18 protein-coding genes and 1 pseudogene are annotated in these 22,304 nt (G+C 65.5%); 14 read left to right on the plus strand and 5 right to left on the minus strand.

The window, feature by feature from the left end; translation table 11 throughout:
- The first annotated feature begins 11 nt into the window (after window positions 1-11).
- From rpsE to ACO05L_RS06465, 12 genes and pseudogenes are all read left to right on the plus strand, one after another.
- Window positions 12-629 carry a 30S ribosomal protein S5 gene (gene rpsE, locus ACO05L_RS06410; protein WP_421731337.1) on the plus strand — a complete coding sequence of 206 codons (618 nt, stop codon included), beginning with the start codon at window positions 12-14 and terminating at the stop codon, window positions 627-629.
- A 2-nt stretch (window positions 630-631) separates the two neighbouring features.
- Window positions 632-820 (plus strand): 50S ribosomal protein L30, encoded by a 189-nt coding sequence (rpmD, locus tag ACO05L_RS06415; protein WP_421731338.1) that lies wholly within the window; start codon window positions 632-634, stop codon window positions 818-820.
- A gap of 200 nt (window positions 821-1,020) precedes the next feature.
- A pseudogene (gene rplO / locus ACO05L_RS06420) lies at window positions 1,021-1,482 on the plus strand (50S ribosomal protein L15); the annotation flags it as partial.
- Between the two features lie 262 nt (window positions 1,483-1,744).
- A complete protein-coding gene (gene secY, locus ACO05L_RS06425) occupies window positions 1,745-3,124 on the plus strand; it encodes a preprotein translocase subunit SecY (RefSeq protein WP_421731339.1) in 1,380 nt (459 codons plus the stop codon).
- Between the two features lie 52 nt (window positions 3,125-3,176).
- Window positions 3,177-3,737, plus strand: coding sequence for an adenylate kinase (locus ACO05L_RS06430; RefSeq protein ID WP_421731340.1), 561 nt, complete (start codon window positions 3,177-3,179; stop codon window positions 3,735-3,737).
- A 105-nt stretch (window positions 3,738-3,842) separates the two neighbouring features.
- Window positions 3,843-4,559, plus strand: coding sequence for an energy transducer TonB (locus ACO05L_RS06435; protein ID WP_421731341.1), 717 nt, complete (start codon window positions 3,843-3,845; stop codon window positions 4,557-4,559).
- A 148-nt stretch (window positions 4,560-4,707) separates the two neighbouring features.
- Window positions 4,708-5,076 carry a 30S ribosomal protein S13 gene (gene rpsM / locus ACO05L_RS06440; protein ID WP_421731342.1) on the plus strand — a complete coding sequence of 123 codons (369 nt, stop codon included), beginning with the start codon at window positions 4,708-4,710 and terminating at the stop codon, window positions 5,074-5,076.
- Window positions 5,077-5,085: 9 nt separating this feature from the next.
- The gene (gene rpsK / locus ACO05L_RS06445; protein WP_013268944.1) at window positions 5,086-5,475 is read left to right on the plus strand and encodes a 30S ribosomal protein S11; all 390 of its coding nucleotides are present in this window, start codon (window positions 5,086-5,088) and stop codon (window positions 5,473-5,475) included.
- A 102-nt stretch (window positions 5,476-5,577) separates the two neighbouring features.
- A complete protein-coding gene (locus ACO05L_RS06450; protein ID WP_421731343.1) occupies window positions 5,578-6,597 on the plus strand; it encodes a DNA-directed RNA polymerase subunit alpha in 1,020 nt (339 codons plus the stop codon).
- A gap of 106 nt (window positions 6,598-6,703) precedes the next feature.
- Complete coding sequence (gene rplQ / locus ACO05L_RS06455) at window positions 6,704-7,120, plus strand: 50S ribosomal protein L17 (protein ID WP_421731344.1); 417 nt, start codon at window positions 6,704-6,706, stop codon at window positions 7,118-7,120.
- Window positions 7,121-7,284: 164 nt separating this feature from the next.
- Window positions 7,285-7,905, plus strand: a complete 621-nt coding sequence (locus ACO05L_RS06460) for an FMN-binding negative transcriptional regulator (protein ID WP_421731345.1) — start codon at window positions 7,285-7,287, stop codon at window positions 7,903-7,905.
- A 128-nt stretch (window positions 7,906-8,033) separates the two neighbouring features.
- Window positions 8,034-9,545 carry an amino acid permease gene (locus ACO05L_RS06465; protein ID WP_421731346.1) on the plus strand — a complete coding sequence of 504 codons (1,512 nt, stop codon included), beginning with the start codon at window positions 8,034-8,036 and terminating at the stop codon, window positions 9,543-9,545.
- 5 nt (window positions 9,546-9,550) lie between these two features.
- On the opposite strand, the gene ACO05L_RS06470 is transcribed toward ACO05L_RS06465, so the two are convergent.
- Complete coding sequence (locus tag ACO05L_RS06470; RefSeq protein WP_421731347.1) at window positions 9,551-10,972, minus strand: helix-turn-helix domain-containing protein; 1,422 nt, start codon at window positions 10,970-10,972, stop codon at window positions 9,551-9,553.
- 157 nt (window positions 10,973-11,129) lie between these two features.
- On the opposite strand from ACO05L_RS06470, the gene ACO05L_RS06475 reads away from it, so the two are divergent.
- Complete coding sequence (locus tag ACO05L_RS06475; protein WP_421731348.1) at window positions 11,130-12,731, plus strand: isocitrate lyase; 1,602 nt, start codon at window positions 11,130-11,132, stop codon at window positions 12,729-12,731.
- 123 nt (window positions 12,732-12,854) lie between these two features.
- On the opposite strand, the gene acs is transcribed toward ACO05L_RS06475, so the two are convergent.
- Window positions 12,855-14,735: an acetate--CoA ligase gene (gene acs, locus ACO05L_RS06480; RefSeq protein ID WP_421731638.1), complete on the minus strand. Its 1,881-nt coding sequence runs from the start codon at window positions 14,733-14,735 to the stop codon at window positions 12,855-12,857.
- A gap of 72 nt (window positions 14,736-14,807) precedes the next feature.
- A complete protein-coding gene (locus ACO05L_RS06485; RefSeq protein ID WP_421731349.1) occupies window positions 14,808-16,166 on the minus strand; it encodes a DcaP family trimeric outer membrane transporter in 1,359 nt (452 codons plus the stop codon).
- Between the two features lie 164 nt (window positions 16,167-16,330).
- Between ACO05L_RS06485 and ACO05L_RS06490 the strand changes: the two genes are divergently transcribed.
- Entirely contained in the window at window positions 16,331-16,948 is a 618-nt protein-coding gene (locus tag ACO05L_RS06490) for a response regulator transcription factor (protein WP_421731350.1), read from the plus strand.
- An 18-nt stretch (window positions 16,949-16,966) separates the two neighbouring features.
- Here the strand turns inward: ACO05L_RS06490 and ACO05L_RS06495 are convergent, their stop codons facing one another.
- A complete protein-coding gene (locus tag ACO05L_RS06495) occupies window positions 16,967-20,377 on the minus strand; it encodes a PAS-domain containing protein (RefSeq protein WP_421731351.1) in 3,411 nt (1,136 codons plus the stop codon).
- Window positions 20,378-20,481: 104 nt separating this feature from the next.
- Entirely contained in the window at window positions 20,482-22,185 is a 1,704-nt protein-coding gene (locus ACO05L_RS06500) for an MFS transporter (protein ID WP_421731352.1), read from the minus strand.
- Window positions 22,186-22,304 lie beyond the last annotated feature (119 nt).

The raw sequence follows: 22,304 nt of genomic DNA on the forward strand, positions 1-22,304 counted from the left end.
GGATCGTCAGCATGGCCTCTCAACCCCAGCGTGGCGGCGGCGGAAACGACCGCAACCGTCGCGACAACCGCAACGCTCCCGTCGATGGTCCGGATTCGGACATCGTCGAGAAGCTGGTGCACATCAACCGCGTCGCCGCCACCGTCAAAGGTGGTCGCCGGTTCTCCTTCGCAGCCCTGATGGTCGTCGGTGACGGCAAGGGTCGCGTCGGCTTCGGTCACGGCAAGGCGCGCGAAGTGCCGGAAGCCATCCGCAAGGCGACCGAAGAAGCCAAGAAGACCATGATCCGCGTTCCTCTTCGCGAGAACCGCACCCTGCACCACGACGGCAACGGCCGTTGGGGCGCGGGCAAGATCATGGTTCGCGCAGCGCCTCCGGGCACTGGCGTCATCGCCGGCGGTCCGATGCGCGCCGTCCTCGAAACCCTCGGCGTCCAGGACGTCGTGGCCAAGTCGAGCGGTTCGTCGAACCCCTACAACATGATCCGCGCAACGTTCGAAGCCCTCAAGGTCCAGTCGTCGCCGCGTACCATCGCCTCCAAGCGTGGCAAGAAGGTCGCTGACCTGATGGGCCGCCGCAACGACGGCGCCTCGGCTCCGGAAGCGGCGCCTGAAGCCGTGGAGTCCTGATCATGGCCGAGAAGAAAACCGTCACCGTCAAGCAGACCGGCTCGCCGATCCGCCGCAAGAACGACCAGCGCGCAACTCTGGTCGGCCTGGGCCTCAACCGCATGGGCCGTGAGTCCACGCTGGAAGACACGCCTTCGGTCCGCGGCATGATCGCCAAGGTGGCTCACCTGACACAGATCGTCGAAAAGTAAGCCTTTTTCCTCTCCCTTGGGGGAGGGCAGGGTGACCAGGTAGGGGCGGCTCGCAAGAGTCGCCTTTACTGCTATCTGGGGAGCCGCTATAGCGCGCGACCTTGAAGTTCCGGGTTCGGCTGATTTCGCCAGGCCCACATATTGAAAAAACGCCGAGTCCGCTGCTGCAGCGGGCGCTAGCACCCGAAAGGATCAGGCACATGAAACTGAACGAAATTCGCGACAACGAAGGCGCCCACAAAAAGCGTATGCGCGTCGGCCGCGGCCCGGGTTCGGGCAAGGGCAAGACCGCCGGTCGCGGCGTCAAGGGTCAGAAGTCGCGTTCGGGCGTCGCCATCGGCGGCTTCGAAGGCGGCCAGATGCCGCTCTACATGCGTATGCCCAAGCGCGGCTTCAACAACCCCAACGCCCTGAAGCTGGCTGAAGTGAACCTGTGGCGCCTGCAAGACGCCATCGACGCCGGCAAGCTGGACATCAAGGGCGAGATCAAGGGCGACGCCCTGGTCGCCGCCGGCGTGATCCGCCGCGTCAAGGACGGCGTCCGTCTGCTGGGCACCGGCGAACTGAAGTCCAAGCTGAACCTGGTCGTCTGGTCGGCCACGGCCGGCGCCATCAAGGCCATCGAAGACGCCGGCGGTTCGGTCGTTCAGGAGCGTATCGCTGCTGAAGCCAAGGCTGCGGCCCGCGTCGAGAAGCGCAACCTGGCCAAGGGCAAGGCTCCGGCTCCCAAGGCTCCGCGCGGCGACGCCAACAAGATCTCGGCTCGCACGACCCGTACCGCCGCCAAGGCGTAACGAATAAAGCTTGAAGGGCGGTCTCGCTAAGAGGCCGCCCTTCGCCTATCTGGACAGTGGCCCCGGATTCTGAGTCCCCAAGGATTCCCGAGTTTGGGCGCTGCGTTCTGATCAGTCGGGGTAACGACATATGGCTTCGGCCGCCGAACAACTCGCCGCCAATATGAACATGGGCTCGTTCGCGAAAGCGACCGACCTGCATAAGCGGCTGCTCTTCACCCTGGGCGCATTGCTCGTCTATCGCATCGGCACCTATGTGCCGATCCCGGGGATCAACTCCGAAGCCTTCCTGCAGTTCTTCCAGAACCCGGACGGACAACGCGGCATCCTGGACATGTTCAACATGTTCTCGGGCGGCGCGGTGGAGCGGATGGCGGTCTTCGCGCTGAACGTGACCCCCTACATCTCGGCCTCGATTATCGTCCAGCTGATGGGCGCGGTGTATCCGCCCTGGGAGAAGCTGAAGAAGGAAGGCGGCGAAAGCGGCCGCAAGCAGCTGAACCAGTATACCCGTTACCTGACGGTGTTCCTGGCCCTGGCCCAGTCCTTCGGCATTGCCGCAGGCCTGAACGCCCAGGCCAACCTGGTCGACGCGCCCGGCATCTTCTTCATCGCCACGACGGTCGTTTCGCTGACCGGCGGCACCATGTTCCTGATGTGGCTGGGTGAGCAGGTCACGGCGCGCGGCGTCGGCAACGGCATCTCGCTGATCATCTTCGCCGGTATCGTGGCCGTCCTGCCCGGCACCGTGGCCCGTCTGTTCGGCCTGGCCCAACAGGGTCAGATGTCGGCATTCACCCTGCTGTTCATCGCTGCGATGGCCGTCGCCGTCGTGATGTTCATCGTCTTCATGGAGCGCGCTCAGCGCCGCCTTCTGATCCAGTATCCGAAGCGTCAGGAAGGCAACCGCATGGCCGGCGGCGAACGCTCGTTCCTGCCGCTTAAGGTCAACACCGCCGGCGTCATCCCCGCGATCTTCGCCTCGTCCCTGCTGATGCTGCCGACCACGGTCGCCACCTTCACGGCGACGGCCAACCTGCCTGCCTGGCTGGGCTGGCTGCCGATGGTCACGGCGCAGCTGACGCATGGCCAGCCCCTGTTTATGGTGCTGTACGCGGTCCTGATCATCTTCTTCTGCTTCTTCTACACCTCGATCACCTTCAATCCCGAGGACACGGCCGAGAACCTGCGCAAATACGGCGGTTTCCTGCCGGGCATCCGTCCGGGCAAGCGCACGGCCGAGTATCTGGACTATGTGCTGACCCGCTTGACGGTGATCGGCGCGGCCTACATCACCGCCGTCTGTCTGCTGCCCGAGTTCCTGGTCAGCCAGCTGGGCAACAGCCTGTATTTTGGCGGCACCTCGCTGCTGATCGTGGTCTCGGTGACCATGGACACCGTGGCGCAGATCCAGTCCCAACTGCTGGCTCACCAGTACGAGGGCCTGATCAAGAAGGCCAAGCTGCGTGGACGTGGTGGACGCGGCGCACCGACGCCCGTACGACGCTAGATTCGTACGTTAGACCTGCACGACGCTTAGACTGACGCTTGGGAGGGCGGCCTTGAACCTGATCCTGTTCGGACCGCCCGCAGCGGGCAAGGGCACGCAAGCCAAGCGGCTTGTCGAGCAACGCGGCATGGTTCAGCTGTCGACCGGCGACATGCTGCGCGAGGCCATCGCCTCGGGCTCGGACCTAGGCAAACAGTGCCAGACGATCATGTCCGAAGGCGGCCTGATCGCCGACGACATCGTCATCGCCCTGATCGAGGCTCGCCTTAAAGAGGCCGAGGACGCCGGTGGTGCCATCTTTGACGGCTTCCCCCGCACCCTGGCCCAGGCCGAGGCGCTGGACGTCATGCTGGCCAAGCTGGGCAAGAAGATCGACCACGTTGTGCGGCTGAAAGTCGACGACGGCCAGTTGCTGGAACGCGTCTCCAAGCGGTTTGCCGAGCAGGGCCGTCCCGACGACAATCCCGACAGCTTCAAGGTTCGTCTGGACGCCTACAATCGCAACACCGCGCCGCTGCTGCCCTATTACGGCGACAAGGGTCTTCTGACCGAGATCGACGGCATGGGCGCCATCGCAGCGGTCGCCGGCGAGATCGACAAGGCGCTGGCCTAAGACTGGCGGCTGGGTTGGCGTCCATGACGCCATGGCGCCACCTTCTTGCGCAATCTGCTGTTTAGGAGATGTTCCCTGCACGGGGAGCGCCGAACAGGAGACGGCATGACGGCGCGGACGCGGACAAACAGACAGTGGCGCAAGGCGGGGGTCCTGGGATCGATCGCACTGGTCCATGGCTGCGTCTTCGCCCTGCTGTCCATCACCCAGGCTCAGCCCGAGGTTGCGCCGTCCCCGGTGATCGAGGTCGAGCTGTTCTCGCCGATCGTTCCGCCCCCACCGCCACCCCCGCCGACGCCTGCCCCGACCTCGGGCGGGGGCGCGCCCGCTGCGCCGTCGGTCGTGCACACGCCGCCGCCCAGGCCGATCGCCCGGCCCGAGGTCGTGGCTCCGCCCGCCAAGGCGCCCGAACAGCCCCTGGTCATCGGCGCTGCCCCCGTCGCCGGACCGACCCCAGGAATGGGGCAGGGGGGCACAGGTAGCGGCAGCGGAACAGGGGACGGCGATGGCGACGGTCCGGGATCCGGCGCTCCCGCCCTGATCCTGCGCGGCGCCAGCCAAGCGGAGATCCTGCCTCTGGTGCCCCCGGCCGCCCGCCGCGCCCGTCAGTCGGGCCGGGGATCAGTCAGCTGCGTCATCCGCGCCGATACGCGCCTGGAGGCCTGCCGCCTGGTCAGCGAGACGCCGGAGGGATTCGGCTTTGGCGACGCCGCGCTGAGGATCGTGCCGCAGTATTTCCGCTTCCGCCCGCCCACCACCGCGTCCGGCCGGACGGTTGAAGGCTTTCGGGTCACGGTTTTCGTGCAGTTCGGGCGGCCCTGAGTGGTCGAGATGCACGCGCTTCGGCATCGACCGTTGACGCAAACGGAATCATCGCTATAAGACCCAACTTCCCGCGAAGGGCGCCACGCTCCTGGTCTGTTGACCGGAGCGTTGTTTGCGTCGGTTTTGCGCGTACTTGGAGATCTTCGTGGCCCGTATCGCTGGCGTCAACATTCCGACCAACAAGCGCGTCGAAATCGCGCTTCAGTATATCCATGGCATCGGCCCAGCCGCCGCCAAGGACATTGTGAGCAAGGTGGGCCTGGAGCCCGCCCGTCGCGTGAACCAACTGACCGACGCTGAGGTCCTGCAGATCCGCGAGACGATCGACAAGGATCACACGGTCGAGGGCGACCTGCGCCGCGAAACGTCGATGAACATCAAGCGTCTGATGGACCTGGCCTGCTACCGCGGCCTGCGTCACCGCAAGGGCCTGCCGGTCCGCGGTCAGCGCACCCATACGAACGCCCGCACCCGCAAGGGTCCCGCCAAGCCGATCGCCGGCAAGAAGAAGTAAGACAGACACATGGCCAAGGAACCGGGTCGCGTAAAGAAGCGCGAGCGCAAGAACATCACCTCGGGCGTCGCCCACGTGAACGCGTCCTTCAACAACACCATGATCACGATCACCGATGCCCAGGGCAACGCGATCTCGTGGTCGTCGGCTGGTCACATGGGCTTCAAGGGTTCGCGCAAGTCGACTCCTTACGCCGCCCAGATGGCCGCCGAAGATGCGGGCAAGAAGGCTCAAGAGCACGGCGTGAAGACGCTGGAAGTGAACGTTTCGGGTCCGGGTTCCGGTCGTGAATCGGCTCTGCGCGCTCTGCAGTCGGTCGGCCTGACCATCACCACCATCCGCGACGTCACGCCGATGCCGCACAACGGTTGCCGTCCGCCCAAGCGCCGCCGCGTCTAAGCGTACCCCGCCGCCGCCCATTCTCCGCCGGTTCCGCCTCCCTGACGAGGGCAGTCCTTATTGAAGGACTTGGGGAACCGGCGACACTCGTTAGGGACACCTATGATCGAACGTAACTGGCAAGAGCTGATCCGTCCCGAGAAGCCGCAGATCGAACTCGGCTCCGACGCCCAGCGCAAGGCGCGCCTGGTCGCCGAGCCCCTCGAACGCGGTTTCGGCGTCACGCTCGGCAACGCCCTTCGTCGCGTGCTGCTGTCGTCGCTGCAAGGCGCCGCCGTCACCGCGATTCAGATCGACGGCGTCGTTCATGAATTCTCGTCGCTGGAAGGCGTTCGCGAAGACGTGGTCGACATCGTTCTGAACATCAAGCAACTCGCGCTGCGCATGCACGCCGAGGGTCCCAAGCGCATGACGCTGAAGGCCACCGGCCCTGGCCCGGTCACCGCCGGCCAGATCGAAGTCCCTTCGGACATCGAAGTGCTGAACCCGAACCACGTCATCTGCACCCTGGATGACGGCGCTTCGGTCCGCATGGAACTGACCGTCCAGAACGGCAAGGGCTATGTCGCGTCCGAGTTCAACCGTCCCGAAGACGCCCCGATCGGCCTGATCGCCGTCGACGCCCTGTATTCGCCGGTCAAGCGCGTCGCCTATCGCGTCGAGCCGACCCGTCAGGGCCAGTCGCTGGACTATGACAAGCTGGTGCTGGAAGTCGAAACCAACGGTGCGGTTTCGCCTGTGGACGCCGTGGCCTACGCCTCGCGCATCCTGCAGGACCAACTGCAGATCTTCATCACTTTCGATGAGCCCAAGAAGGCCGTTGAAGCGTCTGAAGGCAAGCCTGACCTGCCGTTCAACCCGGCCCTCCTCAAGAAGGTGGACGAGCTGGAACTGTCGGTGCGTTCGGCCAACTGCCTGAAGAACGACAACATCGTCTACATCGGCGACCTGATCCAGAAGACCGAGGGTGAAATGCTTCGCACCCCGAACTTCGGCCGCAAGTCGCTGAACGAGATCAAGGAAGTGCTGACCTCCATGGGTCTGTCGCTCGGCATGGATGTGCCGAACTGGCCCCCGGAAAACATCGAAGACCTGGCCAAGAAGTTCGACGACCAGATCTAGTTTCAACCCTCCGCCCGTTCCCTCAGGGGGATGCCGGGGCGGTTAGAATGATAGCGGTTCAGGGTCCTTCTCGAAGGAAACTAGGACCGGAGTAGGAGAGACCCCGATGCGCCACGGCGCCGCCTATCGCAAGCTCGGTCGCACGAGCGCACACAGGACCTCGATGTTCGCCAACATGGCTGCATCGCTGATCAAGCACGAGCAGATCACCACGACCCTGCCCAAGGCCAAGGAGCTTCGCCCCTTCGTCGAAAAGCTGGTGACGCTCGGCAAGAAGGGCGACCTGCACGCCCGTCGTCAGGCCATCAGCCACGTCCGCGACGTGACCCAGGTCGGCAAGCTGTTCGACACGATCGGCCCGCGCTACGCCGAACGTAACGGCGGCTATATCCGCATCATGAAGGCGGGCTTCCGTCACGGCGACAACGCCCCGATGGCCGTCATCGAGTTCGTGGATCGTGACGTCGACGCCAAGGGCCTGGACTCCGGTCCGGTCTACGCCGTCGAAGGCGACGAAGAATAGGCCGAGGCTTCATAGCCAAGGCGAATGAGGGCGGCTGGTGCAGACCAGCCGCCCTTTTTCGTGCCTGAAGTCGGCCTCGGCGCGCAATCTTCCATGGCCCGTCCGACACAGCCTTGGGCCTGGCAAGCGGTGCGCGCTTTATTGGCCCGTGTTAGGCCGGGGGCATGGACACCGTAACCAGCAAGTTCGCTCCCCGATCGATTAAAGACGTCGCCGATCTGGTTCGCGCCCAACCCTTCTGTTGGGTGGTGGGCATCGGCAACGAGGCCGGGGCGATCTCGGCCCCTCTGTTGGTCAGGTGCGGAGGCGACGGCGCCATCATCGGCTTTGAAGGTCATTTCGCGCGCAGTAACCCCCATGTCGCGGCTCTTCAGGCTGACCCAAGGGCGCTGATCCTGTGCCAGGGGCCGCACAGCTATATTTCGTCGTCGTGGATGCAGAACCGCGACTGGGGGCCGACCTGGAACTTCGCTCAGGCTCAGTTCCGTGTCGCTTTGGAGTTCTTCGATCAGGCTGACGCCGTCGAGGCTCACCTGCGCGAACTGGTCGATGTCATGGAGGCGGGGCGGCCGGCCGCCTGGTCTGCCGACGAGATGGGCGAACGCTTTCATGGCGTGGCGCGCGGCGTGATCGGCTTCCGCGCGGTCGTCCTTCATGAAGAGTCCCGGTTCAAACTGGCGCAGGATGAGGGCGCTGGTCCCTACGCGGACATCCTGCGCGGCCTGGAGGCGCAAGGCGCTGTGGATCTGCTGGGCTGGACCCACCGCCTGAATCCGGACCGCTAGAGGATCGTCTGCCTCGACGTGCGCTCGGGCATCATGATTTCGGCCTGTTCGCGATGGTTTTTGGTCCTCAGCACGAGGGCGAGGTGCGGGACGCCATGGTCCTCTAACGGCAAGCAGGGGACTAAACCATGAGCTCGATCTTCATTCGGAAAACCGTCGAGTCGGTGAGGGGCGAGGCGGACACGACCGGCCTGCACCGTTCGCTGGGCCCCGTCCAACTCCTGATGCTGGGCATCGGCTGCATCGTCGGCGCAGGGGTCTATGTCATGACCGGCGCGGCGGCGGCCAACTACGCGGGGCCCGCCGTCATCATCTCATTCGCCCTGGCCGGTCTGGCCTGCGCCTTGATCGCGCTCTGCTATGCGGAGCTGGCGTCCGTCCTTCCGGTTTCGGGAGCGTCCTACACCTATGCCTATACGGCCATCGGCGAGGTGTTCGCCTGGATCCTGGGCTGGATGCTGATGTTCGAATTCGGCCTTGCAGGCGCAGCCCTCGCCGTGGGCTTCTCGGGTTATCTCGTCAGTCTGTTGAGCGACTTCAACATCCTGCTGCCGGCCGTGCTGACAGCACCGACATTGCAGAGCCACTATGCCGACGGCGTGTCGAGCCTGGTCGCTTCCCGGAGCGTCAACCTGGTCGCCTTCCTCGCCCTTGTCGCTGTCGCCCTGGTCCTGGCGCGCGGCGTGTCGAAGTCGTCAGCTGTTAACGCGCTGCTGGTGGTCATCAAGGTGGGGGTTCTGATTGGCTTTGTGCTGGTCGGGATCGGCCATGTCGAGCCGGCGAACTGGACGCCCTTCCTTCCGGCAAACGAGGGCGGGTTCCACTTCGGCGTGCCCGGGGTAGTGCGCGCGGCCTCGATCCTTTTCTTCGCCTATCTGGGCTTCGAGGCGGTGGCGACGGCGGCGTCCGAGTCCCGCAATCCTCACCGCGACGTACCCTTCGGCATCCTGGGCGCGCTGCTCGCCAGCACCCTGCTGTACGCCTCCGTAGCCCTGGTCATGACCGGCCTGGTCTCGTATCGCGAGCTCGATGTCGCCGATCCGATCGCCGTGGCCGTGTCGGCTATCGGCCAGCCCGTATGGGCCGTCATCATCAAGGCTGGCGCCGTGACGGGGCTGGCATCCGTCCTGCTGGTCAATACCTACGCACAGTCGCGTGTGGCTTTCGCCATGTCCAAGGACGGGCTGCTGCCGCGTCTGTTCTCCAGCCTGAACGTGACTACCTTGACCCCAGCCAAGGGGACGCTGTTGTTAGCGCTGATCTCCGGCGTTGCTGCAGCCTTCCTGCCGATTTCCCTGCTGGCCGACCTGGTCAGCCTTGGAACGGCGCTGGTCTTCTGCGTTGTCGCGCTCAGCGTGATCGCATTGCGCAACACTCACCCGGAACTGGCGCGGCCGTTCAAGGTCCCGTTCGGCGGTGTCCGCATCTTCGGCGTGTGGGTCGGCGTCACGCCGGTGCTGGGCATCGTCGCCAGCCTTTCGATGTCGGGCCCGGTGCTCGTGGACATGATCGACAAGTTCAGTCGCGGCGACCGGGCGGCCGCAGCCATCTTGGTGCTCTACCTCGTGGCAGGCACCGTGATCTACGCCCTGTTCGGTCGCAAGAACTCGCGCCTGCGCCAGTCGCTCGCGGTCGAATAGACGCCCTAGACGGAGGGGCCCGAGAAGCCGAAGGGGGCCGTTGTCCGACGGATGTCGTCCGGGAGAATCCGAACCCCGATCGGCGGGGCGGAGCGTGCGGCGCAGTCCAGTCGATGGCAAAGGCGGCAGGTGATGCCGATCGGCGTCGCGGGCGGCACTGCGGGGGCCACTAGGTCATCGGGCGCGCGGGCATAGATCAATTTGTGGGCGTGCTCCGCGGCGCAGCCCAGGGCGATGGCGCGATCCACCCGAGGCGCGCCGAAGCCGCCGCCGCCAGCCGTGACCGTGCGAGCGATGGAGAAGAACCGCTGGCCGTCTGGCAGTTCCAGCCACTGGGTGACGATCTCTCGCGGGGTGCGGAAGGCATGGTGCACGCTCCACAGCGGACAGCCGCCGCCATGGCGGGCGAAGGGAAAGCCTGCCCCGTCCAGCCGCTTGGACACATTGCCCGCCGGGTCCACGCGGATGAAGAAGAAGGGCACCTTCTCCTGACCGGGCTTTTGCAGAGTGGTCAGCCGGTGGGCGGTCTGTTCGAAACTGGTCCCGAACTGGCGAGCCAGGGCCTCGACGTCATAACGGCGGGCTTCTGCAGCGCGGGCGAAGGCGGCGTAGGGCATCACGAGGGCCGCGGCTGCATAGCTGGCGAGAGCCCGCTGAGTCAGGCGTTCCCCGCCCTCGGTCGCAAACGCGCCGCGCCCGCAGACGGCGCCGATCTCTTCGGTCAGTTCCAGGTGGACGAGTTGCAGCGCGGTCTGGAACTGGCGGCTGGCCCCATCAAGCGCATCGTCCAGCAGGACCTGTTTGCGGTGCATATCCAGCCGACGCACCGACCCCACCATCACATCGGTCGGCAGGCGGCGCACGGTCAGACCGTGGCGGCTCAGAAGATGGGCGTCCAACCCGCCGCTGGTTGTCACCGCCTGTGACAGGCGTTCGGCAGCTTCGTCCAGCGTCGGAAAACTGTTGCGCCGGGCAGCCAGGAACCGGCGGGATTCCGCGACTGGGTCCGGCGTGTCGTCCGTCTCTTCGCCCTCGACGCCCCGGTCGGCCAGGGCGAGGTGGCTTTCCTGATAGGCGGTGTGGAGTCGCAGCAGGGCCTCGGTCACGCCGGGGAAGTTGGCGGCCAGGTCGGCGTTCTCGAGCGACGGCAGGTCGATGTCGGCGAACATCGGGTCCTTCAGCACCGCGTGCAGTCGCGCGGTGATCTCGGTGCCGTCGCTGCGAGCCAGGGCGGCCATGTCGATCTTGTAGGTCTGGGCCAGACGCAACAGAACATCGGCCGTCAGCGGGCGATGATTGCGCTCCAGCAAGGCGATGTAGGAGGCGGAGACTTCCAGATCGGCGGCCATGTCGGCCTGGGTTAGCCCCAGATCGCGACGGATACGGCGCAGGGACGGCCCCACGAACAGGCGGCGCGGCGATATCATCAGGCCCAGGCTCCAGCGGTCTCAGACCATCCTTACAACATTACATCGAAAATCTGTAAAGTTTGACAACTCGACTTCGCGGAGCCTTCGCAGGCGCAGCATCCAGGTCTATCCGGCGTTCAACGTGTCTCGACACCCGCATCCCAGGAACAGTCCGATGTCCTATCAAGACCATATCCGCCAGGTCGGCGCCCTGATCGAAGCCAAGGCCGGCCCCTGGTCCGGGATCTCCGCAGAAGCCGTGGCCCGGATGCGTCTGCAGAACCGCTTCCAGACCGGTCTCGACATCGCCCGCTACACCGCCGCCATCATGCGCAAGGACATGGCGGCCTATGACGCCGATCCGTCGAAATACACCCAGTCCCTGGGCTGCTGGCACGGCTTCATCGGCCAGCAGAAGATGATTTCCATCAAGAAGCATTTCGGCACGACCGAGCGTCGCTACCTCTATCTGTCGGGCTGGATGATCGCAGCCCTGCGCTCGGACTTCGGCCCGCTGCCCGACCAGTCGATGCACGAGAAGACCTCGGTCCCGGCCCTGATCGAAGAACTCTACACCTTCCTGCGTCAGGCCGACGCCCGCGAGTTGGGCGGCCTTTACCGCGACATCGACGCCGCCCGCGAGGCTGGCGACACGGTCAAAGAGCAGAAGCTGCTGCACGCGGTCGACAACTATCAGACCCACGTTGTGCCGATCATCGCCGACATCGACGCGGGTTTCGGCAATGCCGAGGCCACCTATCTGCTGGCCAAGAAGATGATCGAGGCCGGCGCCTGCGCCCTGCAGATCGAGAACCAGGTCTCGGACGAGAAGCAGTGCGGCCACCAGGACGGCAAGGTCACGGTTCCGCACGAGGACTTCCTGGCCAAGGTCCGCGCCTGCCGCTACGCCTTCCTGGAACTGGGCGTCGAGGATGGCGTCATCGTCACCCGCACCGACAGCCTGGGCGCCGGCCTGACCAAGCAGATCGCCGTCTCCAACGAGCCCGGCGACCTGGGCGACCAGTACAACTCCTTCCTCGACTGCGAGGAAATCTCGGCCGACCAACTGTCGAACGGCGATGTCATCATCAACCGTGGCGGCAAGCTGCTGCGTCCCAAACGCCTGCCGTCCAACCTGTTCCAGTTCCGCGCCGGAACGGGCGAGGACCGCTGCGTCCTGGACAGCATCACCTCGCTGCAAAACGGCGCCGACCTGTTGTGGATCGAGACCGAAAAGCCCCACGTCGAGCAGATCGCGGGCATGATGGACCGCGTCCGCGCTGTCATCCCCAACGCCAAGCTGGTCTATAACAACTCGCCCTCGTTCAACTGGACGCTGAACTTCCGCCAACAGGTGTTCGATGCATGGACGGCGGCGGGCAAGGACGTCTCGGCCTATGACCGCGCCAAGTTGATGAACGTCGAGTATGACGGCACCGATCTGTCCGACGAGGCCGACGAGCGCATCCGCACCTTCCAGGCGGACGGCGCCAGGCGGGCGGGCATCTTCCACCACCTGATCACCCTGCCGACCTATCACACGGCCGCCCTGTCCACGGACAACCTAGCCCGCGAGTATTTCGGCGCGGCGGGGATGCTGGGCTACGTCAAGAATGTCCAGCGCGAAGAGATCCGCCAGGGCATCGCCTGTGTGAAGCACCAGAACATGTCGGGTTCTGACATCGGCGACGACCACAAGGAATACTTCGCCGGCGAGGCCGCGCTCAAGGCCGGCGGCAAGGACAACACCATGAACCAGTTCGGAGAGGCCGCCTGACACGGAAGGACACTGGTGCGAGCCGGGGCTTGGTCGCCACCGGTCCGCTTCAGACGACGACGCCACCGGGGCCTGCGCCCCGGTGGCGTCTTTGTATTCAGGATCGGCTCAAGAAGCCGGGCGTCAGCCGACGCGGTTCTTGACCAGATCTTCGACCACCGAGGGATCTGCCAGGGTCGAGATATCGCCCAGGCTGCCGGTGTCGTTCTCGGCGATCTTGCGCAGGATGCGGCGCATGATCTTGCCAGATCGGGTCTTGGGCAGACCGGGCGCCCACTGGATCGCGTCGGGCGCGGCTATGGGGCCGATCTCCTTCCTGACATGAGCGACCAGCGCCTTCTTGAGATCGTCCGTCGCTTCGACGTCGGCGTTAAGCGTCACATAGGCATAGATGCCCTGACCCTTGATATCGTGCGGGAAGCCGACGACGGCGGCCTCGGCCACGTCGTCGTGCAGGACCAGGGCGCTCTCGACCTCGGCGGTGCCCATGCGGTGGCCCGAGACGTTGATGACATCATCGACCCGGCCGGTGATCCAGTAATAGCCGTCCTCGTCGCGGCGACAGCCGTCGCCGGTGAAATACTTGCCCTGATAGGTCGAGAAATAGGTCTCGAAGAAGCGGGCGTGATCGCCCCAGACGGTCCGCATCTGGCCGGGCCAGCTGTCGGTGATGCACAGGTTGCCGCTGACCGCGCCGTCCAGCACCAGGCCCTCGGCATCCACCAGCTCAAGCTCGACGCCGGGCAGGGGCTTGGTCGCCGAGCCGGGCTTGAGGTCGGTCGCGCCGGGCAGGGGGGCGATCAGGGCGCCGCCCGTCTCGGTCTGCCACCAGGTGTCGATGATGGGCAGACGTCCCTTGCCGACCACCTCGTGATACCAGCGCCAGGCCTCGGGGTTGATCGGTTCGCCCACGGTTCCGAGCAGGCGCAAGGACGCCAGCGAGTGTTTCAGGACCGGCTCGTCGCCGTCCCGCATCAGGGCGCGAAGGGCGGTCGGGGCCGTATAGAAGATCTCGACCTTGTGCTTGTCGACAACCTGCCAGAAGCGGTCGTTGGCCGGGTAGTTGGGCACGCCTTCGAACATCAGGGTCGTCGCCGCATTGGCCAGGGCGCCATAGACGACATAGGAATGGCCCGTGACCCAGCCCACGTCGGCGGTGCACCAAAAGACCTCGCCCGGCCGATAATCGAAGACAAGTTCGTGGGTATAGCTGACCCAGAACAGATAGCCGCCAGTGGTGTGAAGCACGCCCTTGGGCTTACCCGTCGAGCCTGAGGTATAGAGGATGAACAGCGGATCCTCGGCGTTCATCGGCTCGCAGGGGCAGTCGTCGGAGACGGTCTCGACCACATCCTCGAAGCGCACGTCGCGGCCCTCGACGATGGGGGTGTCGGCGCCGGTGTGAGCGATGACCAGGACGGTTTCGACCGAGACCTTTTCCAGCGCCGCGTCGACATTGGCCTTCAAAGGGATGCGCTTGCCGGCGCGCACGCCCTCGTCGGCGGTGATGACGAAGCGAGAGCCGCAGTCCTCGATCCGGCCGGCGATGCTGTCGGGCGAGAAACCACCGAAGATCACCGAATGCACGGCGCCAATGCGGGCGCAGGCCAGCATGGCGACGGCGGCTGACGGCACCATGGGCAGATAGATGGTGACGCGGTCGCCCTTCTGGACACCCAGGTCCTTGAGCACATTGGCCATTCGGCAGACCTGAAGGTGCAGTTCCGCATAGGTGATGGAGCCCGACTTGGCTGGGTCATCCCCCTCCCAGATGATCGCCGTCTGGTCGGCCCGCGTCGCCAGATGCCGGTCGACGCAGTTGTAGGCGACGTTCAACACACCGTCGGCGAACCAGCGGATGCGGAAGTCGTCCTTGTTGAAGGACACGTCCTTGATGACCGTTGGGGGCGTGATCCAGTCCAGCCGTTTGGCCTGTTCGGCCCAATAGGCGTCGGGCCGTTCGCGGGCGGCGATGCGGGCGGCGTCATAGGCGGCCGCATCCATGTGGGCGCGCGACGCCCATTCTGTGGGGACGGGATAGAGTTCGGGATCGTTCAACGCGGATGTCCTTGCGACTCAGAAGCCGTATTTGGCGAAGATCTGCAGGCGGTTTAGCTCACCGGAGGCTCCGGATTCCAGCTCCCGTTCGCCGAACGAGAGTTCGGCTCCGAGATCCAGAGAAGGGACGGGGGTCCAGATCAGGTTGACCCGGGCGCTCTGCGCCGACCGGTTTGCCATGAGGCCGGTCAGGGCGACATCATTGTCCACCCGTTGAGCCGAATAGGTCAGGTTGGACCGCCATTGGGGCGACCAGACATGGCGATAGCTGGCGAAGCCGGCGACGACGCCGATGGCCTCCAGTTCGCCAGAGGCGTTCAGCACGGCGTCGTTGGAGAAGTTCAGGCCGATGTAGCGGCCGATGCCTTCGCCGCCCGACAGCATCAGGCGCAAGTCGTCTGTCTCCCCGACCTTGATCTTGGCCGCCGCCGACACGCCCCAGCCGGTGGCGGTGGAATCGACGGCGCCCAGGCCGGTCGTCTCATAGGCCAGCTGGCGCACGATCCCCGCGACCGAGGCTTCGCCCCAGGCGCGGCTCAGGCCGTAGCGCGCTGTGACGTCGGGCAGGCTGTTATCGTCGGCGACGATGCGAGCGCCCCCGGCGAAAGGGGTAACTGTCGTCTCCGGGTTCTCCACCGAGATCGAAAACGGGCCGCGCGTGTAGCGGACCTGGACCTGGCGGGAGAAGACCGAGCCTTCGCTGGGACCGATATAATCGGCCGTCTCCGGCAGGACGGCGATGTTCTGGAAGTTGCTCCACTCCTGGCCGAACAGCCAGTTGTCGATGGTGATGAAGGCCCGACGCAGCGACAGGTTGGACGGGCTGGTCGTGCGCTGGTCGCCGGTTCCGGGCAGGACCTGAAAATCCATCTCGATACGCGTGCCGATCTTCTGACCGCCGATCAGGCCGTCGGTCGTCAGCCAGAACCGGGTCTGGCGGGCGTTGAAGTCGGCGGCCGCGCCTTCATCCTCGCCACCCACAGGGATGGAGCCGGGCAGGTAGAAGTCTCGAATTGCGTCGCCGTTTGTCGGGTCGCCGCCATCATACTGCGACAGGATATAGTCGGCCTTCACGAAGCCACCGAGCTTCAGGGTGTTGTCGCCGATGCGGAAGCCTTCAGTGGAAGTTCCTACGGGCCCCGGCGACGCAGGCGTAACGGCGCGCTGTTCGATGCGAATGACGTCTTGGGCTCCAGACGACGGCTGGACGACGTACTCGCCATGCGTGGCCTGCACCTCGGTCTTCAACGCGTCGAGCTGTGCTTCCAGAAGGGCGATGCGCGCCTCAAGAGCCGTCGTGTCCTGGGCTTGGGCCAGTATGGGAACGGCAAACAGGGCTATGGCGGCGCAGCCAGCCATCAGTGATGGTCTGATCATGGTGTCCTCCGGGGATCGTCTGATGCGAACCTCGAAGTCACTTTCTGGTCGTCGTCTCTTGGGGGCCATTAGCCAATGGTCTACTTTCGACCAAGGTCTAGGGGTGGCAGAGTGGCGCATGAAGTCGCGGCGTCAGATCGTGACCAGGTTCGGGAGTGCGAGATTTGGACCGCATCGTGGTCGCTGAAGATCACCCCCTGTTCCGGGCCGCGATGGGCTCGGCCCTGATGCGTGCGGCGCCCGGTGCGGCTATCGCGGAGACCTCCAGCCTGGCCGGCGCCCGAGAGGCTTTGTCCCAAGGCGTGGTCGACCTGCTTCTGCTCGACCTGAAACTGTCCGACAGCGATGGCTTTGCCGGTTTGGTCGAAATCCGCAGCGATTTTCCTGCCGTTCCTGTGGCGGTTGTCTCGGCCAGCGAGGATAGCGCCACCATCCGTCGAGCCTTGGCGTTCGGCGCTGCGGGCTTCATTCCCAAGTCTGCGACCCTGGACGAAATGGTCGCGGGCCTGTCGGCCATCCTGGGGGGGGACGCTTGGTTCCCGAACCTAGAAGACGACGGCGCGGCCGATCCGATGGAGGCTCGGATCGCCAGCCTGACGCCGTCGCAACTGAAGATCCTGATCGGATTGCAGCAGGGCCGTCTGAACAAGCAGATCGCCTTTGACCTGGGCGTGACCGAGGCGACGATCAAGGCGCACCTGACCAGCGTGTTCCGCAAACTGGGCGTCCAAAACCGCACCCAGGCCGTGATCGCGGCCCAGGCCCTCAGCCTGGAAGAGTGAAGCGACTTTGCTGCATCATCAGTCGATATCGGTGTGGGTGCGACGGGACAGGAAAGCCTTGAGAGCCGCAGGCTTCACCGGTTTGGCCAGTATGATGGCTCCAACATCGGCGGCGCGGGTGGGAAGAGTCTCGTCAGCGTCTGCGGTGATCAGGGCGATGTGATCCAGCCCGGCGGCTTTCAGCGCAGACACCAAGGCCAGCCCGTTAGGGCCCTCGCCCAGATGCAAATCGACCAGGGCCGCATCGAAGGTAGAGTTGGACGCAAGGTCGGTTGCCGATGCAAAGTCGGTGGCGGCCACTGGCTCTGCGCGCCAGCGGCTGAGAAGGGCGACGATAGCTTCCAGAATGGCGGGCTCGTTGTCCACGCACAGCACCCTTAGACCGCGCAGCGACGCGTCAGGTCCGACAAGCGGCGTGGCAGGCGCGGATGGCGCGGCGACCGCTTCGGCTAGGGGGGCGACGACGGTGAAGGTCGACCCCCGGCCAAGCTGCGAGCGCAGGCCGAGGGGGTGACTCAGCAGGCTGGCGACCCGGCGAACGATGGCCAGGCCCAGGCCGACCCCAGCCTCGTCGCCCCCGCGGCCTGGCAGCCGGGTGAATTCGGCGAAGACCGTCTCCTGCTGTTCGGGCGCGATGCCGCGCCCGGTGTCATGCACCTCGAACCGGAGGCCTTGGCCTGCGCGGCGGGCGCCGATCAGCACGCCGCCCCGGTCGGTGTAGCGGATGGCGTTGCCGATCAGGTTCTGCAGCAGAGAGCGCAGCAGGTCGCGATCCGACGCCACCCACAGCCGCGACGGCACAATCCGCAGGCTCAGCCCCTTGGCGGCGGCCAACGGCGTGAACTCGCGTCGCAGGTCGACAAACAAGGCCTCGACCGAAAGCGGCGTCACTGCAGGCCGTATGCCGCCCGTTTCAAGCCTCGACAGGTTCAGCAGGGCCTTCAGCAGACCGTGTGCGCTCTCGATCGAGCGGTCCGCATTTTCGGCCAGGGTGCGGGCCGCCGGGTCACTGCCGGGTTCATCCTTCAGGGCGGCGATGAACAGGCGGGCGGCGTGCAGGGGCTGCAACAGGTCGTGGCTGGCGGCGGCAAGGAACCGGGTCTTGGAGGCGACGGCGTCCTCTGCGGTCTGGCGGGCCTCGTTCAGACGTTCGGTCCGGTCGGCGACGCGGGCTTCGAGCTGTTCGTTGGCTTCTTCCAGCGCCTGGGCGGCGCGCCGCAACTCGGTGATGTCGGTGTAGGAGGTGACATAGCCGCCGCCCGACATTGGCGCGCCTGTGGATTTCAGGATGCGCCCGTTCGGCTGGGCCCGCTCGTGGTCGTGAGCGGCGCGACGGCGCAGGGCGTCCAGGCGGCGGTCGATCCAGGCCTCCATCCCGTCCGGGTCCACCTCGCCGCGCTCAGCGTTCAGGCGATAGACGGCGGCGACCGGCTGACCCACGTGGACGAACCCGGAAGGCAGGTCGAACAGTTCGACGTAACGCGCATTCCAGGCGATCAGCCGCAGATCCTCGTCCACCACGCTGACGCCCTGGTCGATATTGTCGAGCGTGGTCTGGAGCAGTTCGCGGTTGAACTGGACGGCCTGTGACGCCTCATCCAGCATCCGGACCACGTCTTCGGGCGCGCGGCCGCCGCCGGCCAGGGCCGCCGAGATGACGCGTCGGGCTGACGAGGCGCCAACCGCCCCGGCCAGCATCCGTTCGGCGGAACGCGCCAGACCTGCGTCGGCGGGATCAGCATCCCTCATCGTGCGTCCAGCCTCACGGCCGAAGGCGGCGAAGGCCCGTTCGGCGCTCGCATCGCCGACAAAACGCGCGACGAGGGCCTTCAGGTCGCCGACCGAGGCGCCTGACGGGGCCGTGCTGCGCTCGCGCCAGTCAGGACTAAGCCGGTCGACAAAGGCGCGGGCCTGGACCCGGTCGATTAGCCGGGGGCGCGCCGCGCGTGAAATCAGGACGTAACAGGCCAGATTGGCGCCCAGGCTGAGGAAGACTCCCAGCGGCAGGGGGTCTTCCAGCCCGAACAGCACCAGGTCTGCGGCGCCCAGGGCGGCGGCGATCTGAGGCACGGCCAGCATCACCAGCCAGATCGCCGAGCCCACGAGGATGCCGACGATGGCTCCCTTGGCCTGACCGCCGCGCCACAGCACGGCGCCGAACAGGGCGGGCGCCAGCTGCGCCAGGGCCGCGAACGAGGTCAGTCCGATCGAGGCGAGGCCGCTGGAGCGGTCGATCGCCTGGAAATAGACCCAGGCCAGAAACAGGATGGCGCAGATGACGGCGCGGCGGACCTGCAGGATCGCACCGGCCATGTCGGAGGCGTCTTCGCGCATCCGCCAACGTTCACGCGCGACCAGGGGCAGGATCAGGCTGTTGGAGGCCATGGCCGAGAGGGCGACCGTCTCGACGATGACCATGGCGGTCGCAGCGGAAAACCCGCCGACGAAGACGATTGCCGTCAGGGCTCCGGCGCCCTGCTGGAACGGCAGGGCGAGCACGAACAGGTCGGGATCGGCTATGTCGGCGAACAGTCCCCCGGCGGCCAGCAGGGGAATGACGGCGATCGAGGTGATCAGCAGATAGACAGGGAACACCCAGCGGGCGCGGCGGATATGAGCCGCCTCGGTGGCCTCGACGAAGCCGACATGAAACTGGCGCGGCAGGCAGAAGACCGCCAGCATGGCCAGCAGAGTGATGGCGATGAAGCGACCGTTGATCTGGGGCGGCTCCGCCAAGCTGCCCATGGCTGTGATGATCGCGCTGTGGTCGGGCGATCCGAACAGCATCAGGGCGGCGAAGACGGCGACCGCGATCAGGGCCGCCAGCTTGACGATGGATTCCAGTGCGATGGCCCGGATCAGGCCCCGGTTATGCTCGGTCAGGTCGGGCCGTCGCGCGCCGAACAGGATGGTGAAACCGGCCAGGACCACCGCGATGACGCTGACGGTCAACTGTTCAGATCCCGCGACCGGCGTGCCCTCGGTGACCAGGCGCCAGGCCATGGACAGGGATTTCAGCTGCAGGGCGATATAGGGCAGGGAGCCGAAGATGGCGACGCAGGCGACCAGGGCCCCCAAGGTCTGGCTCTTGCCGTAGCGCGACGAGATGAAGTCGGCGATCGAGCCGATGTTCTCGCGCTTGGCGGCCGCCGCGATCCTGCGCCAGATCGGAAACAGGACCACCACACCGATGATCGGACCCAGATAGATGGCGACATATTCCCAACCGTCGCGCGCCGCCGTGCCGACCGCGCCGTAATAGGTCCAGGAGGTGCAGTAGATGGCCAGTGACAGAGCGTAGGCCCACGGCCCGAACCGCCGACCGGAGCTCGAGGCTGCATTCCGCTCTCCGCGCCAAGCGATGGCGAACAGCGCCATCATATAGGCGGCGACCAGCGACAGGATCACAAAGGCGAACATCGCGGTCATCTAGATGGCCTTCGAGGCGGTCCCGCAAGGAAAAGGAGGGTTCATAAGAAAAGGCGGGCCGGTCCGAAGACCGACCCGCCCCAGTCGCTCCGGGGGAAGAAGTCTTAGGCGTTCAGATCCACGTCCTTGCCTTCCTTGACCAGCAGGAAGCCCAGAACCACCGTCGCGAGGGCGACGACGATCGGATACCAGAGGCCGTAGTAGATGTTGCCCGTGGCCGCGACCATGGCGAAGGCCGTGGTCGGCAGGAAGCCGCCGAACCAGCCGTTGCCGATGTGATAGGGCAGGGACATCGAGGTGTAGCGGATATTGGTCGGGAACATCTCGACCAGGGCCGCCGCGATCGGTCCGTAGACCATGGTCACGTAGAAGCCGAGGATGAACAGGATCAGCACCACCAGCGGCTTGTTGACCAGGGCGCTGTCCGCTTTGGGGGGATAGCCGGCGGAGGACAGGGCCGTACCCAGACCCGTTTCCCAGGTCTTCTTCTGGGCTTCGAAGTCAGCGGGGGTCATGGCGTCGCCACGGAAGCTTGAGATGACCGCCTGATCGCCGATGCGGACCTCGGCCAGCGTGCCTGCGGGGGCGGCGACATTGGTGTAGGTCACGCCGGCCTTGGCCAGATAGGACTTGGCCACGTCGCACGAGTGGTTGAACACCGTCTTGCCCACGGGGTCGAACTGCAGGTGGCAGTCGGCCGGATCGGCATAGACCGTCACTGGCGCAGACGCTGCTGCGGCTGCCAGACGAGGGTTGGCGGCTTCGGTCAGGGCGTTGAACAGCGGGAAATAGGTGATCGCCGCCAGCAGGCAGCCCGCCAGGATGATCGGCTTGCGGCCCACCTTGTCCGACAGCCAGCCCCAGAAGATGAAGAAGGGCGAGGCCAGCAGCAGGGCGATGGCCAGCAGGACGTAAACCAGGGTGGCGTCGACCCGCAGCACCCGCTCCAGGAAGAACAGGGCGTAGAACTGACCCGTGTACCAGATGACAGCCTGACCCGCGGTCAGACCGACAAGGGCGATCAGCACCAGCTTCAGGTTGGGCCACTTCATGAAGCTGTCCTTCAGCGGGGTCGCGGAACCCTTGCCTTCGGCCTTCATCTTCTTGAACGACGGGCTCTCGGCCAGCTTCAGGCGGATCCACAGCGAGACGCCCAGCAGCAGGATCGAGACCAGGAAGGGAATTCTCCAGCCCCAGTCGAGGAAGGCTTCCTCGCCGACGGCGAAGCGGACGCCCAGGATGACGGCCAGGCTCAGCACCAGGCCGGCGGTCGCCGTGATCTGGATGAAGGAGGTGTAGAAGCCGCGCTTGCCGTGCGGCGCGTGCTCGGCGACGTAGGTGGCTGCGCCGCCGTATTCACCGCCCAGGGCCAGGCCCTGGATCAGGCGCATCAGCACCAGAATGATCGGGGCGGCGATGCCGATGGCCGCATAGGGCGGCAACAGGCCGACCACGAAGGTCGACAGACCCATCAGCAGCATGGTGACCAGGAAGGTGTTCTTGCGTCCCCACAGGTCGCCCAGCCGCCCGAAGACGATGGCGCCAAAGGGCCTGACCGCAAAGCCTGCGGCGAATGCCATCAGGGCGAAGATATAGCCGGTGGTCTCGTTCACGCCCGAGAAGAACTGGACGGTGATGATCGCGGCCAGCGAGCCGTACAGATAGAAGTCGTACCACTCGATCACCGTGCCGACGGACGAGGCCAGGATCACCAGTTTATCGTTGCGGCCGACCGTGTGGTCTGGATCGCCGGCTCCAGCGCCTCCAGAGCCTGACCCGGGGGGCGCCCCGATGGTTGCGTCCGTCATGATGTGTTGCCTCCCAGCAAGGTCGTTATCGACCGTTCTCGCGCCGATTTTGGACACGCGTTGTGGGCAGGTTGACGCAGATCAGGTCGGGCTGGCAGATCGACTTTGGTCGAACGTCA

The sequence above is a fragment of the Brevundimonas sp. genome, assembly GCF_965227765.1.
Lineage (GTDB): Bacteria > Pseudomonadota > Alphaproteobacteria > Caulobacterales > Caulobacteraceae > Brevundimonas.

Bases quoted from the DNA above. Each gene is read 5' to 3' on its own strand.
- rpsE (WP_421731337.1), top strand. From the start codon at position 12: ATGGCCTCTCAACCCCAGCGTGGCGGCGGCGGAAACGACCGCAACCGT.
- rpmD (WP_421731338.1), top strand. From the start codon at position 632: ATGGCCGAGAAGAAAACCGTCACCGTCAAGCAGACCGGCTCGCCGATC.
- secY (WP_421731339.1), top strand. From the start codon at position 1,745: ATGGCTTCGGCCGCCGAACAACTCGCCGCCAATATGAACATGGGCTCG.
- ACO05L_RS06435 (WP_421731341.1), top strand. From the start codon at position 3,843: ATGACGGCGCGGACGCGGACAAACAGACAGTGGCGCAAGGCGGGGGTC.
- rpsK (WP_013268944.1), top strand. From the start codon at position 5,086: ATGGCCAAGGAACCGGGTCGCGTAAAGAAGCGCGAGCGCAAGAACATC.
- ACO05L_RS06450 (WP_421731343.1), top strand. From the start codon at position 5,578: ATGATCGAACGTAACTGGCAAGAGCTGATCCGTCCCGAGAAGCCGCAG.
- rplQ (WP_421731344.1), top strand. From the start codon at position 6,704: ATGCGCCACGGCGCCGCCTATCGCAAGCTCGGTCGCACGAGCGCACAC.
- ACO05L_RS06460 (WP_421731345.1), top strand. From the start codon at position 7,285: ATGGACACCGTAACCAGCAAGTTCGCTCCCCGATCGATTAAAGACGTC.
- ACO05L_RS06465 (WP_421731346.1), top strand. From the start codon at position 8,034: ATGAGCTCGATCTTCATTCGGAAAACCGTCGAGTCGGTGAGGGGCGAG.
- ACO05L_RS06470 (WP_421731347.1), bottom strand. From the start codon at position 10,972: ATGATATCGCCGCGCCGCCTGTTCGTGGGGCCGTCCCTGCGCCGTATC.
- ACO05L_RS06475 (WP_421731348.1), top strand. From the start codon at position 11,130: ATGTCCTATCAAGACCATATCCGCCAGGTCGGCGCCCTGATCGAAGCC.
- acs (WP_421731638.1), bottom strand. From the start codon at position 14,735: ATGGATGCGGCCGCCTATGACGCCGCCCGCATCGCCGCCCGCGAACGG.
- ACO05L_RS06485 (WP_421731349.1), bottom strand. From the start codon at position 16,166: ATGATCAGACCATCACTGATGGCTGGCTGCGCCGCCATAGCCCTGTTT.
- ACO05L_RS06495 (WP_421731351.1), bottom strand. From the start codon at position 20,377: ATGACCGCGATGTTCGCCTTTGTGATCCTGTCGCTGGTCGCCGCCTAT.
- ACO05L_RS06500 (WP_421731352.1), bottom strand. From the start codon at position 22,185: ATGACGGACGCAACCATCGGGGCGCCCCCCGGGTCAGGCTCTGGAGGC.